At 51.1% G+C, this 13504-nt stretch carries 11 protein-coding genes; 5 read left to right on the forward strand and 6 right to left on the reverse strand.

Translation table 11 applies throughout. The annotated features are described in order from the left end of the window. Positions 1-118 precede the first annotated feature (118 nt). Positions 119-3949 (forward strand): cellulose binding domain-containing protein, encoded by a 3831-nt coding sequence (locus GJJ30_RS27405; RefSeq protein WP_170299289.1) that lies wholly within the window; start codon positions 119-121, stop codon positions 3947-3949. A gap of 100 nt (positions 3950-4049) precedes the next feature. On the opposite strand, the gene GJJ30_RS27410 is transcribed toward GJJ30_RS27405, so the two are convergent. The 4 genes from GJJ30_RS27410 to GJJ30_RS27425 form a co-directional block, all read right to left on the reverse strand. Further along, on the reverse strand, positions 4050-4487 hold the full coding sequence (locus GJJ30_RS27410) for an SRPBCC family protein (RefSeq protein WP_154178339.1): 438 nt from the start codon (positions 4485-4487) through the stop codon (positions 4050-4052). A 91-nt stretch (positions 4488-4578) separates the two neighbouring features. Then, the gene (locus GJJ30_RS27415; protein WP_154178340.1) at positions 4579-6078 is read right to left on the reverse strand and encodes a glycine--tRNA ligase; all 1500 of its coding nucleotides are present in this window, start codon (positions 6076-6078) and stop codon (positions 4579-4581) included. Positions 6079-6159: 81 nt separating this feature from the next. Next, entirely contained in the window at positions 6160-6459 is a 300-nt protein-coding gene (locus tag GJJ30_RS27420) for a chaperone modulator CbpM (protein WP_154178341.1), read from the reverse strand. An 11-nt stretch (positions 6460-6470) separates the two neighbouring features. Further along, complete coding sequence (locus tag GJJ30_RS27425; RefSeq protein WP_154178342.1) at positions 6471-7358, reverse strand: DnaJ C-terminal domain-containing protein; 888 nt, start codon at positions 7356-7358, stop codon at positions 6471-6473. A 253-nt stretch (positions 7359-7611) separates the two neighbouring features. Between GJJ30_RS27425 and GJJ30_RS27430 the strand changes: the two genes are divergently transcribed. Further along, a complete protein-coding gene (locus GJJ30_RS27430; protein WP_154178343.1) occupies positions 7612-8607 on the forward strand; it encodes a ComEA family DNA-binding protein in 996 nt (331 codons plus the stop codon). A gap of 76 nt (positions 8608-8683) precedes the next feature. Here the strand turns inward: GJJ30_RS27430 and GJJ30_RS27435 are convergent, their stop codons facing one another. Beyond that, positions 8684-9481, reverse strand: coding sequence for an LOG family protein (locus GJJ30_RS27435; protein WP_438821609.1), 798 nt, complete (start codon positions 9479-9481; stop codon positions 8684-8686). Between the two features lie 337 nt (positions 9482-9818). Between GJJ30_RS27435 and rpiB the strand changes: the two genes are divergently transcribed. Continuing rightward, complete coding sequence (gene rpiB / locus GJJ30_RS27440) at positions 9819-10253, forward strand: ribose 5-phosphate isomerase B (protein ID WP_154178345.1); 435 nt, start codon at positions 9819-9821, stop codon at positions 10251-10253. Here rpiB and GJJ30_RS27445 read toward each other — a convergent pair. Further along, positions 10243-11670 (reverse strand): hypothetical protein, encoded by a 1428-nt coding sequence (locus tag GJJ30_RS27445; protein WP_229313453.1) that lies wholly within the window; start codon positions 11668-11670, stop codon positions 10243-10245. The genes rpiB and GJJ30_RS27445 overlap by 11 nt on opposite strands. A gap of 197 nt (positions 11671-11867) precedes the next feature. Between GJJ30_RS27445 and rbfA the strand changes: the two genes are divergently transcribed. After that, positions 11868-12245, forward strand: coding sequence for a 30S ribosome-binding factor RbfA (gene rbfA / locus GJJ30_RS27450; protein WP_154178346.1), 378 nt, complete (start codon positions 11868-11870; stop codon positions 12243-12245). 3 nt (positions 12246-12248) lie between these two features. Further along, the gene (locus tag GJJ30_RS27455) at positions 12249-13478 is read left to right on the forward strand and encodes an ABC transporter permease (protein WP_154178347.1); all 1230 of its coding nucleotides are present in this window, start codon (positions 12249-12251) and stop codon (positions 13476-13478) included. Positions 13479-13504: the final 26 nt, after the last annotated feature.

The raw sequence follows: 13504 nt of genomic DNA on the forward strand, positions 1-13504 counted from the left end.
AAATTAACCGGTTTTGGAATCCAACCGGGCTATACGATAAAATGTTGCTATAATTAATGAATTGGTAACGTTGGATATTGGCATGGCGGATAGATTTGTGCTAAACAAATCCTGTGTTATGCACCATCCAACTTTACCTCACTTCATCAAAGGTTTATTCCTGCTGGGGCTTCTGGTAGGCGCCCTGGTAACCAGAGTTCTGGCCCAGGTTTCCTTCACGGCTGGCAACCTGACCCGCACCGAAAATCTGGACGCTCTTCCCGCCAGCGGTTCACCGGTTTTTGTTCAGAACAGCACCATTCCGGGCCTTTACGCGGAGCGCACCGGAACCGGCAACACTATTGTGGCGGGTACCGGAAGCTCAAACGCCGGGGCATTGAACAGTTTCGGAATCGGCAGCGACCGGGCACTGGGCTCAGTCGGCTCAGGAAATGCCGCAGCCGGTAACTTCACGTATGGGTACCGGTTGAAAAACGAAACGGGTTCCGTCATTACCTCATTAGCTATAAGTTACAACGGTGAGCAGTGGCGAAACAGTGCCGTCGCTGAACCCCAGGTCGTTCCGTTTTCGTACCTGATTTCGACTTCGGCTATTGAAACCACCAACCCCGCCGGTGGGGCCGTGCCTACGGGCTATGTGGCGGTTTCAGCACTGGATTTTTCGAATACAGTTTCGGGCGGAACCACCGGAGCCATCGACGGAAATGCAAACCGGCAAGCCAAAAGTTTTACCATTGCCGGTTTGTCGATTGTGCCGGGAAGTGAGATCATGCTCCGGTGGTACGACCCCGACCATACCGGTGCGGACCACGGTCTGGCCATCGATGATCTGAGCATCACGGCAACCATTGAAGGAGGAATGCCCAATCCGGTTTTATCCGTCAATCCAACCGTTTTAAACGGTTTTACTACTTCGGAAGGGACGCCTTCCGTGCCAAAGTCCTACACCATCTCGGGTTCAAATTTGTCCGCCGACGTCCTCATCACCGCAGCGAGTGGTTTTGAAATCGGTACCGGAAATACGTATACCACCTCGTTGACCTTACCATTGTCGAACAGCAGCCTTGCCGCAACTTCCATCAATGTGCGTTTAATCGGCGCTCCGCAGGGAACGCCCAGCGGAGTGATTACGAATGCGAGCGGTTCGACTTCGGCGGATGTTACCGTCAGCGGAACGGTTTTCGATCCGAATACCATTGCCTCCATTGCCGTGGCCCGGAGTCAGCCGGTCAATACGCAGATTGCTTCACTGCCGGGTGGCAAAATTGCGGGGCGCGTGACGGTCAGCAACCAGTTTAACGATGTAGCCTATATTCAGGACGCAACGGGCGGAATTGCGGTTTTCAGTTCGGCTTTTCGAAGCAGCGTTCAAATTGGCGACTCCGTTCAAATCACCGGCGGAACACTGGGTGTTTTTAACAACAACAAACAGGTTACCGGAACCGTAACATTTACGAACTTTGGTAACAAGGGCCCTCTGGCTCCAAAGGTGGTTACAACGACTCAACTGCCGGATTATGAAGGCCAACTCGTAACGGTCAATTCTGCCGTTATCCGCCCGAATACGGTGGTTGCGTCGCCGAACCCGGTTTTTGTGTTAACACCGGATGCTAACTTTTTGCTGAACGACGGAAGTGGCACGCAGGAAATCCGGGTCAATCGCGGTACGAACATTCCCGGAAACACAAATCCAGCTGGTCCGGCGGGCATCACCGGGGTGGTGGCCCGTTTCAATACGATCACGCAATTGCTGCCGCGCTTCACGCAGGATATTCCAGGGTCCAGCCCATACGCTCCGGCCGGTGGGAACATCGACCGGAATAAAACGCTCGACGTGGCTGCCTGGAATATCGAATGGCTGGGAAGCACCAGCAACGGCCCGACCAACGAGGCCCTGCAGGTTACGAATGCTATTTCGGTGCTGAACAGTCTGCAATCGGACATCATCGTTCTGGAAGAAATCTCATCGGACAATGCGCTGCCGAGTTTGTTGGCGGGTATGCCGGGTTATCAGGGCAACTGTTCGCCGTTTGTGTCCAACAATCCGGGCCACGAAATTCCGGCCAATCCCGCTACGCCCGGCCCCACCTTGCCGGCCAATACGCAACGGGTCTGTATTCTGTATAAATCGGACGTGGCTACGCTGGTTTCCCAAAAACCGCTGATGGAACGAGTGGAAAATCTGGCGGGTTATCCGACGGCCACCGATAATTTCTGGGCGTCAGGGCGTTATCCGTATTTGTGGAAGTTCAATGTAACGGTTGCCGGGGTCACCAAACCGATCAATGTCATCGGTTTGCACACCAAAGCCAACGAAGGCGCGCCGAATTCACAACTGGCGTACAACCGCCGGAAGTACGATGTTCAGGTCTTGTACGACACATTGAAGGCACAGTATCCCAACGATTTATTACTGCTGGCGGGTGATTTTAACGACGACCTCGACCGCACCGTGGCCGATGTGGCAACGACTGAAACCACCTACAAACCGTTCACGGACGATGCCGCCAGCTTTACGGGCATTACCAAAACGCTCAGCGACAACGGTTTCCGGACGTACCTGACGGAAGACAACGTGATTGACCATATTATGGTATCCAACGAACTCGCACCAGCTTACATCAATGGTTCGGCGGGAGTCGGAACGCCGTACTTAACCATCAATGATTACGGCAACACGACCTCCGACCACGTTCCGGTGCTGGCCCGTTTTGACCTGTCCCAATTGGCGTTGCTGAAAGTTCAATACCAGAATGGCGATAACGGGCAGCCCACCAACAACCAGATTAAACCGTATCTGAAACTTGTCAACGAAGGAACCATGGCGGTGCCGTACAGCGAATTGACGGTTCGGTACTGGTTTACGGCGGAGAATTATGCCGGTATCAACACGTTTATCGATTATGCACAGTTGGGTAACAATAAAGTTAAGATGAACTATGTACGTCAGGACTCGCCCGCTCTGGTGGGTGCCAACGGTTATGTTGAATACGGTTTTGATGCTTCGGCGGGAAATCTGGCGGCTGGCGGCAATTCCGGCCCGATTCAAACGCGGTTTGCCAATAAAGACTGGGCGGATTTGAGCGAAACCAATGACCATTCGTACCAGGCAAATGGAAATTTTGCGCTCACGGACCGGATCACGATTTACCGGAATGGCAAGCTGATCTGGGGTGTAGAACCGCAAACAACGGCTTCGGTTGTGAAGCTGAAAGTGTTTTCGGAAAACAAGAACGGCAATCCCAATTCAAACTCGATCAGCACGTATCTGAAAGTCAATAACGAAGGAAATGTGCCGCTGGCATACGGCGATCTGGCTGTCCGTTACTGGTTTACGCCCGAAGGAACGGCATCGCTCAATTACTGGATCGATTACGCCAAACTCGGGAATTCCAATCTGACGGGGCAATTCGTCCCGGTGAATCCCGTCCGTACGGGAGCGGAAACTTATCTGGAACTGAAGGTAAAACCGGCTGCCGGAACCTTGTATCCGCTGAGTAACACGGGAAATGTTCAATACCGGATTGCGAAATCCAACTGGTCGAACTTCAATGAAACCAATGATTATTCCTACAAAGGAGCTGCACAATTCTCTGAAAATGAGCATATTACGGTTTATTACCAGGGCAATCTGATTTACGGAACAGAACCAACGGTTGCATCCGGTGCCCGACTGTCGACGGCGGAAAATGGCGAAAACTTCCGGATTCAGGTGTTACCGAATCCGGTTTCGGATGTATTCGAAGTTGAATTTCTAGCTCCGGCTGGCGAAGCCGTTCACCTGCAACTAACGGACCTCCACGGGCGGGCGGTTTTGCAACACAGCATTCCGGCAACCGGCCAGCTTCAGCGCCAGTCGATGAACATCCGGACGCAGGCTGCGGGCGTCTATTTCCTCCGAGCGGCTGCCGGACCGGAAACACGTTTGATTAAAGTCCTCAAACCCTGACAGCGGCTGAAAGCCCTGTCAGCGGTTATATCAGATTGAATGATTGAAAATGGATAAGGGTTGCGTTTTTCAAACCGCTGACAGGGCCTTCCGGCCGCTGTCAGGGTTTGAAAAACCGTTTATAGATGGGTTTTCGATAGGCAAAGAGGCCGTACATAATGGGGTAGATCAGGAAATCCGTCAGCAGGGTTGGCGTCCGAAAGTTGATTTCATCGGCAATACAGGTATAGTTGCCTTGTTTGATAATCCGGTGTTTGTGGTGCCAGTAGGAAAGAAAAAAGGGCAGTTGAATGCCCTCATCAATGAAGTAAATTTCCTGCTCGGTTTCCTGCTGGTCGATGATGCAACTGATCCAATCCTGCCGAAATAATAGAAAGTTCAGGCGCAAATGGACTATATCACCTTTCCGGCAACCATCGAACCGAACTACTTTGACGGGCGGAAACGGCGGACTCAGTTGGTCAAATAACTCCTGCGTGAATCCCGCCCACACTCGTCGGTAATCTTGCTTAACCGTCGTCTCAATCGAAATTTTCATCCGGATCAATTTCGCTGATTACCAAACCTGTACGATCTGAATGACCCCGTCTTTTAGATCGTACAGGTTTGTAGGTTTTATTGGCAGCTTACTAAAGTTGCTCGAGAATCCGTTCAATAGAAACTTCCTGACCGATGCGACTTTTGAGGTCGCTGATGGGCACACGAACCTGCTCGGTCGTATCGCGGTAGCGGATCGTGACGGTGTTGTCTTCCAGTGTCTGATAATCCACGGCGATGCAGAACGGCGTACCAATCAAATCCTGGCGGGTATAGCGTTTACCGATGGCATCGCGTTCTTCGTAAATCACGCGGAATTCGCTGCGCAGTTGTTTCACGACTTCCTGAGCTTTTTCCGGCAAACCGTCTTTCCGAACGAGCGGGAAAATTGCGGCTTTCACCGGGGCCAGCGCCGGGTGCAGTTTCAGGTACGTCCGGGTTTTCTGGTTTTCGCCTTCACCAACCACTTCTTCCGTGTAGGCATTGCAGAAAACCGCCAGAAACAATCGGTCGGCACCCACCGACGTTTCGACCACGTACGGAATGTAATTCCCGACCGGTTTTCCGTTTTCGTCGAGGTCGTTGTCAAAATATTGCTGCTTCTTCCGGCTCAGTTCCTGGTGGCTTTTCAGGTCAAAATCGGTGCGGGAGTGAATGCCCTCGATCTCGCGGAAACCAAACGGAAACTGGAATTCGATGTCAACGGCGGCATTGGCGTAATGGGCCAGCTTTTCGTGAATGTGGTATTTCAGCTTTTCGGCGGGCAGACCGACGGCTTTGTGAAAATTCAGCCGGGTTTCTTTCCATTTTTCGTACCACTCCATTTCGGTGCCGGGCCGGACGAAAAACTGCATTTCCATCTGCTCGAATTCCCGCATCCGGAACGTAAACTGCCGGGCCACGATTTCGTTCCGGAACGCCTTGCCAATCTGGGCAATTCCGAAGGGAATCTTCATCCGACCGGTTTTCTGGACGTTCAGGAAGTTAACGAAAATGCCCTGGGCGGTTTCGGGGCGGAGGTAAATCAGGCTGGCATCCTCGGCGACGGAACCCACCTGCGTCGAAAACATCAGATTAAATTGCCGCACTTCGGTCCAGTTGGCGGTTTTGGAAATCGGATCGACGATGCCTTCGCTGATGATTAACTCCCGAACCCCGTTCAAGTCGTTTTCTCCCAGCAGGCGACCCATTTCGAGCAGCAATTCATGGCCTTTTTCGGGTTGGCCGTTGGCCGCATATTCTTCGGCTTTCAGCTCGAGCAACTGATCGGCGCGGTACCGTTTTTTGGAATCTTTGTTGTCGATCATCGGATCGTTGAACGAGTCGACGTGGCCCGATGCTTTCCAGGTCAGGGGGTGCATGAAAATGGCCGCGTCGATGCCCACAACGTTTTCGTGGAGCTGCGTCATGGCTTTCCACCAGACCTGTTTAAGGTTATTTTTGAGTTCCACGCCGTTCTGACCGTAGTCGTAAACCGCCTGTAATCCGTCGTAAATTTCACTGGACGGGAACACGAAGCCGTATTCTTTAGCGTGGGAGATAATGTCTTGCAGAGAGGTGGCCGGGGCCTGTTTCGGTTTTGCGTCTTCCATGATGCCGCAAAAATACGGATTTAGACCAGTCGCCTAACAAAAATTTCATACTTATTGGCGAGGAGGCTCAATCTCTGGCGATTACGCCTGAACATCATACACACTCAGCTTTGTTTTCAGCCCCCGAATCTCTTCCTGCATGGTTTCGATTTTCCGGAGCAAATGGCTGATCGCATCGATTCCGTCAACGTTGATATTCAGCTCATAATACAGGTTGCTGAATTTCTCGATGGCCGGTAGCTGTTGGACTGGAATGCATTTCTGTTCTTCCACGACGGTCAGCTCAATCAGTCCGTATTCTTCCAGGGAGAATAGAAACGTATGCTCAATTTCGTACTTCAGGCAGTAGTCCTCGACTCGAATGATATCTTCCGGCAACATAACGCAATCGTTTATAATTCAGCTAATTTCTTGAATAACTCCTTCTGTTCCTCCGTCAAACCGGTCGGGATTTTGACCGAATAGGTAACGTATAAATCCCCAAACTTTCCGTCCTGTTTGTACACCGGAAACCCTTTTCCTTTCAGCCGGACTTTGGTTCCGTTCTGCGTTTCGGGGCTTACTTTCAGTTTGACTTTTCCGCTCAGGGTTTCGATGGTAACATCGCCACCCAAAACCGCCGTGTACAAATCCACTTCGACGGTTTTGTAAAGATCGTCGTTAAGGCGTTTAAAATCAGCGTCTTCGGCAATCACAAACGTAATGTAGATATCGCCCGCCGGGCCGCCGTTTGCTCCCGGCCCGCCTTGCCCGGTCACTTTGATCACCTGCCCGTTGGCAATACCGGCGGGCACCGTAATTCGGATATTTTTGCCGTTAACGGTCAGCGTGTGCTGGTGCGTCTGGTAGGCTTCCCGGAGGCTGATGTGCAGTTCGGCGCTGTAATCCTGACCCCGAAACTGGGCCTGCCGACCACTGCCGCCCCGCGGTTTTTCACCGAAGAACGATTCAAAAAAATCGGAGAAATCACTGCCGGAAAACGCATCGCCCGAAAACCGCTGCTCACCCCGACCGGCATTTTGCTGCGATTGCCGGGCCTGCTCAAATTGCTCGGCGTGTTTCCAGTCTTCGCCATACTGGTCGTATTTTTTGCGCTTTTCGGGGTCGCTCAGCACCTCGTTGGCTTCGTTGATCTGCTGAAATCGGGTGTTGGCTTCTTTGTCGTTGGGGTTCAAATCCGGATGGTATTTCCGGGCCAGTTTTCGGTAAGCCTTTTTTATATCGTCGGTGGAGGCATCTTTCTTGATGCCGAGCGTATTGTAATAATCGATAAATGCCATAGCGGTGTAAAACGTAAAATTCAGAAGTAAGGCGGCATTTGCTTCAACCTACAGAAACCGCCTTTCAGTTGATTTGTTCAATCGCGCGGGCGGCTTTTCAGTCGGCTGCCAATTTACGAATTGTGGGAATAATTCAAGTACAAACATCTTTCTGAAAACGGACGTGTGACTTTCCCCCCGCGCTTCCGTCTAATAAAAGGGTTCCGGAAAACCGCCGTGACACCAACCTATTTTTTGAATTCCGGCACCATGTATGAAGAAGGCAGTGGCTTTGCTCCGGGATTATTTCGGGGTTTCACAACAGGAGGCAAGGGGGCTGTTGGCATTGCTGACGCTTACCGGCTTTCTGTTGCTGCTGCCAGCCGCTTATCGACTATTTGTCCCCGACCAGGTTCCGGATACTTCCATAGCCGACAAACGGCAGCTCGACAGTTTGGTTGCTCTGCTCGAAACGGGTAAAGCCGTTGAGGATGAGCGCGCTGAAAACAGGTCGGATCGCTACGAACCCGTTGTTGAATCCAAAAAAATTGAACGGTTTGCGTTTGATCCCAACTCCATCGACGCCGAGGGTTGGCAACGGCTGGGAGCACCCCGCTGGCTGGCCGAGCGTATCGTTCGGTACCGATCCAAAGGCGGGCAATTTCGCAGAAAAGAAGATTTGCTGAGAATCTACGATTTCTCACCGGAACTGTACGCCGAACTGGAACCGTACATTCGATTGCGTGAGGAAAAAGTCGCTGGAAAGTCGCCGGATTCGTACCGCGACCGCTATTATAAAAATGAAACGAATGGTGATAAACCGTTGACTGCCAGTAAGTATACTTCTCCAATGGAGCGATTTAGCAAACCGGTATTGCAACCGTTCGACATTAATACGGCGGACACGACGGCTCTGATCAAGTTGCGGGGAATTGGATCGAAACTGGCGGGTCGGATTGTGAAATTTCGGGATGCGCTGGGCGGTTTTTCGTCAACCAATCAATACGCTGAAATTTTCGGACTGGATTCGCTGGCACTCGCCGAATTGACGAAATACGGGCAGTTTCAAACACCGGTTAAAAAGGTTCTTATAAATTCTGCCACCGCCGAGGAACTGGACCGCCACGTTTATCTTTCCAAACGGCAGGCCGAAATCGTCGTCAATTACCGCACCCAGCACGGGCCGTTTTCATCGCCCGAATCCCTCCGGGCTATTCGCGTTCTGGACGCCAGAACGATTGAAAAACTGACGCCTTATCTGGAGTTTTAATTTTTCAGCCAGACCTGTCAGGTTTTCAAAACCTGACAGGTCTAGCGGAAAAATGTTTTAACCGTTGATTTACCTCCTAAAAATTCGGTTTCAACAAATATTTGCTATAGAAATCATCGATGGCTTTGACGGCTTCGTCCGGCGTATCCACCAGCGAAATCAGCTTCATATCGCCGGGATTGATGTTATTTTCTTTCCCCAGCATGGTCTGCTCAATCCAGTCGACCAGACCCTGCCAGAAAACCTTGCCGACCAGAACAATCGGGAAGCGCGCAATTTTCTTTGTCTGAATTAGCGTCAACGATTCGAATAATTCGTCCAGCGTACCAAAACCGCCCGGCAACGCAATGAAGCCCTGAGCATATTTGACGAACATCACTTTCCGAACGAAGAAGAAATCAAAATTAATGTTCTTGTCGGGGTCGATATAAATGTTGCTTTCCTGCTCAAACGGGAGTTCAATATTCAACCCAACCGATTTTCCGCCCTGTTCAAAAGCGCCTTTGTTACCGGCTTCCATGATACCGGGTCCACCGCCGGTAATAACGCCGTAGCCGTGTTTGACGAGCTTGGCCGCAATTTCTTCGGCCATCTGGTAGTAGGGATTGTCCGGTTTGGTGCGGGCCGAACCAAAGATCGACACGCAGGGTCCAATTTTGGCGAGCTTGTCGAATCCTTCGACGAATTCGGCCATTACTTTGAAAATAACCCAGGAGTCGGCAATTTTTATTTCACTCCAATTTCGGTCCTGAAAAGCCTCTTTGATGCGTTGCTCATCAGGGGTGAGCAGTAATTCGTCGCGTTTGGGAAGGTCTTTTTTGATCTGGGAAACGTTCTGAGTTTCAGACCGATGTACTGTTTTTTCTGATTCCATCTGCATTTCTAGGAGTTAGGAGCCGGAAGGGTGGAGAATTCGGGCGTTCGTGATTAGACGGTTTAACCCCAAAGGATATTCACTTTCTGACTCGCGGTTGGTGGGTATCTTTTCAGATAACGGTTCGGCAAAACCGGGGCGGTTTTCGGCCGTGTCTGTAAAGTTTCCGATATGAATTGTGTTGATGATGCTTATTTGATCGCTTACTTTGTGAAAAATATGGACAGGCAGCGGTAAAAATGCTGCTCATTTTGTCAGTCCGGCTACTACTCAGGGCAGAACCGGAACATAATAACGTAATATCGAAGTTTTAGTTTCAATAGTTAATTAAAATCCCATGAAACCCTCAATTGCCGTTGGTGCCGATCATGCCGGTTTTGCGTATAAGCAGGAAATTGTAGCCTGGCTGGAAAAGGAAGGCTATCCGACCAAAGACTTTGGAACGTACACAGAAGCCTCCGCCGATTACCCGGATTTTGCGCACCCTGTGGCGTCTGCCGTCGAAGCCAGCCAGTTTGACTGGGGAATCCTGGTTTGCGGCAGCGGCAATGGCGTCGCCATTACAGCCAATAAACACCAGGGCATTCGGGCGGCCTTGTGCTGGCTTCCGGAGCTGGCTGCGCTGGCCCGCCAGCACAACAACGCCAATATTCTCTGTTTGCCGGAACGGTATATTTCGGCCGAAGACGCCCTGGAATGCGTAAAGGTGTTTCTGGCAACAGAGTTTGAGGGTGGCCGCCATCAGACGCGCGTCGGCAAGATCAGTTGTTAGCGGTTTCCGGTTTTCGGCGATACACTCCTTCCAGTTCGGTTTTTTCGTAGAGGTCGGCCAAAGAAGGCGCGCGCTGAAAGAGTTTTTTGACAACGCTCTCTTTGTCAATGATGTAGCTGGGGGGGTCTTTCCGGAAATGGTCGTAAACGCTGATGACACTTTCGTAATTGTCCAGATTTCGAAGGTCGTATTTGGCTAAGTCCCAGTTCAGGTACGGAGTGGCCGACTGGTTATTCTGGTAGGCACTGAGATCCTCGCCGATCACCAGAATTCGCTGCTGTTGGATGTAATTGTTGATCGGAGATTTTTTGACCTGCAAAACACTGAGCCGCCCGAGTTCCCAATTCGGCACCAGCGCCAGCGCGCCTTGGTACAGAATGAGTAACGTAAAGCCAAATACGCCCAGAAAAATCAGTTCAGCCACCCATTCCCGCCGAATGCCCTGAAAGTAATAGGACGCAAAGAAAGCCAGAGCCGGAACAAAGCTGATGAACAGCATCGGGGCCAGGAACGGCATCAGCGCTACCGAAATGACCGCCGTCAGCGCCCAGATCATCATGATTTGCTGGCAGCGTTGCTGAAAGTTGACGTACCGGGTTGTCTGCCGGAAAAGACTCAGCAAACCGAGCGTCCCCATCGCAAAAGGCAGGAACATCGAAGCAAGCAGGGTTTGAAAATCGGTCAGGTCGTATTGCCGAACCCGAAAAACCGACGACAGCAAATTGCGGTTTAAGTCAGCCAGACTGTCGGCCAGGTAGTAGTACAGGAGCGTTAAAACGATCGGAAACGCAAAACCGAAGATCAGGAGGGAATGTTGCCGGAAACTCGCGCCGGTAAACAACAACAACGCCATCAGCGCCCAGAGAATGAACAGCGCCGACGGTAAATAAAACAGGGCCGCCAGACTGATATAAAAACCGACTTCAAAAACCTCGTCGGTGGCTCCGCGCCGATCCATTTGCTTGACCAGCGTACCAAACGCCAGCAGCAGGAAAGTGGTCGACAGCAAAACCGGCGACAACGTGCTGCAATCGAACGACATATTCAGAAACAGCGCGTAGATCAGGCCGGGAATCCAGTTGCGGTCGGGGTAAATATCCCGAACGTTCATCACCCAGTTGAAATACAGCACCTGAAAAGCCGCAACGGCAGTGCCGGCTACGTGATAGGCCAGATGCGATCGTCCGAATGTAATGTCGAGTAGCCAGTAGACCAGCGCCGACAGCGGGCTGATGCTGTCCCAGATGTCGCGGTACAGCAGATTTCCGTTGTTCATCTGTTCACCGACCAGCATCCAGTTCAGTTCCGGAACGAGGAGAGGGGGGGGGGACAGCAGAAACGGCAGTCGGATCAGGAGCAACAAAAGCATCAGACCGACAATCTGCAGAGTGGCATTTACCCGAAAAAAACTTAACAAGGGATTGGTTGGTTTACCGTATATTCCATTGAATGGAACGACGAAATTACAGCTTTAAGGTGAAAGAAGTCGAATAAAAGCCGGATATTTGCACGCGTTTAAATGAACAATTAACAATGAATAATGAATTTCTGCCTGAGGTTTACCATCTATTTTATGTTCATTGTTCATTATTCATTGTTAATTTTTAGAATAAAATGGAATCGAAACGACAACAGAAAGTATCGCGGTTGTTGCAGAAAGATTTGAGTGAAATCTTTCAACGCGACAGCCGACACCTGTTCAATGGTGCCTTTATCACCGTTACGAACGTGCGGGTGTCGCCCGATCTGAGCATTGCGCGGGTCTATCTGAGCTTTCTGGTAACTCCGAATAAGGAATTGCTGCTGGAATCGATCAAGGAGAAAGGCAAAGCCATTCGGCAGCAACTCGCCGAACGCGTGCGTCACCAGCTCCGGATCATGCCGGAACTGCATTTTTACCTGGACGATACGGCCGAATATGCCGCCAAAATGGACGCCATATTCGCTAATCTCGATATTCCCCCCGCGCCGGACGAAGACGATGAGGAATAAACTATGAACCTGCCCCTTTGGATCGCCCGACGGTATTTTTTCTCGAAACGCAAACGAAGTTTCATCAATCTGATCTCGCTGGTGTCGATGCTGGGCGTGGGTGTCGGAACGATGGCGCTGGTGGTTGTCCTGTCGGTTTTTAACGGCATGGAGGAACTGAACCGGATGATTTTCAAGACATTCGAAGCCGACCTCACCGTGGCGCCAGCCCAGGGCAAACGCCTGACGGTTTCGCCGGGTTTGCTGCAAACGATTCGGAAAACCGGTGAGGTGAGCCTGATTACGCAGGTGATTGAAGACAATGCGCTGGCCCGATACCGCGATGGGCAGACGGTGGTCAAACTGAAAGGGATCGACAATTCGTACCTGCAACGCCGACAACTGGACACAGCTCTGGTGGAAGGCAGGCTGCGGTTGCAGGAAGATGGTGTAAACTACGCGCTGGTGGCCGAAGGCGTCCGGAATTCACTGCTGATTTCGCCGGAAGACATGCTGACGCCCCTGGAACTCTGGTACCCGCAAAACCGCAAGACCTACACCGTTTTGTCGGCCGACGCCTTTAATCAGGCTAATTTTTTGGTTTCGGGCGTTTTTTTTATTGAAGATAATTTCAACGATTTCGTGTTGGCTCCGCTGAGTGTTGTACGCGAGTTGGTTGGCTATCAACAAAATCAGTTATCTTCGTTGGAATTGCAGGTGAAACCGGAAGTCAATATCGCGAAACTGAAGAAATCCCTGCAGCAGCAATTGGGTGGCAAAGTGGTGATCAAAGACCGCGATGATCTGAATCCGGATCTGTTTCGGGCCATCCGAATTGAAAAACTGTTCGTGACCGTAACCCTGGCCTTTCTGGTGTTGATTGCGTCGATCAACATTTTTTTCTCGCTTTCGATGCTGGCCATCGAAAAGAAAGATGATGTAGCGATCCTGTACGCGATGGGTGCGTCGCCGTCGCTCGTTCGGCGGATTTTTCTGTTTGAAGGCAGTATCGTCGCTTTTATCGGCGGAATTGTCGGACTGGTGCTGGGGATTGTTCTGTGTTTGTTGCAGCAGCGATTCGGATTCGTGTCAATGGGAATTGAAAGCTCCCTAATTGACGCCTATCCGGTGAAATTACAGGCCAGAGACCTGATTATCACCACGCTGATTGTCATTATTGTGACCTCTGTGGTATCCTGGTTTCCGGCTAAAAAAGCAGCTGCTGTGTCCAAAGCCGTGGATAGTGTGCAGTAGACGAATTGAAATAACTTACTAAAAAA

It is taken from the genome of Larkinella terrae, from assembly GCF_009668025.1.
Lineage (GTDB): Bacteria > Bacteroidota > Bacteroidia > Cytophagales > Spirosomataceae > Larkinella > Larkinella terrae.

What these genes read in the sequence shown, in the direction of transcription:
- GJJ30_RS27405 (WP_170299289.1), top strand. Translation starts at nt 119, where the DNA reads ATGCACCATCCAACTTTACCTCACTTCATCAAAGGTTTATTCCTGCTG.
- GJJ30_RS27430 (WP_154178343.1), top strand. Translation starts at nt 7,612, where the DNA reads ATGAAGAAGGCAGTGGCTTTGCTCCGGGATTATTTCGGGGTTTCACAA.
- GJJ30_RS27410 (WP_154178339.1), bottom strand. Translation starts at nt 4,487, where the DNA reads ATGAAAATTTCGATTGAGACGACGGTTAAGCAAGATTACCGACGAGTG.
- GJJ30_RS27415 (WP_154178340.1), bottom strand. Translation starts at nt 6,078, where the DNA reads ATGGAAGACGCAAAACCGAAACAGGCCCCGGCCACCTCTCTGCAAGAC.
- GJJ30_RS27455 (WP_154178347.1), top strand. Translation starts at nt 12,249, where the DNA reads ATGAACCTGCCCCTTTGGATCGCCCGACGGTATTTTTTCTCGAAACGC.
- rbfA (WP_154178346.1), top strand. Translation starts at nt 11,868, where the DNA reads ATGGAATCGAAACGACAACAGAAAGTATCGCGGTTGTTGCAGAAAGAT.
- GJJ30_RS27425 (WP_154178342.1), bottom strand. Translation starts at nt 7,358, where the DNA reads ATGGCATTTATCGATTATTACAATACGCTCGGCATCAAGAAAGATGCC.
- GJJ30_RS27420 (WP_154178341.1), bottom strand. Translation starts at nt 6,459, where the DNA reads ATGTTGCCGGAAGATATCATTCGAGTCGAGGACTACTGCCTGAAGTAC.
- rpiB (WP_154178345.1), top strand. Translation starts at nt 9,819, where the DNA reads ATGAAACCCTCAATTGCCGTTGGTGCCGATCATGCCGGTTTTGCGTAT.
- GJJ30_RS27435 (WP_438821609.1), bottom strand. Translation starts at nt 9,481, where the DNA reads ATGGAATCAGAAAAAACAGTACATCGGTCTGAAACTCAGAACGTTTCC.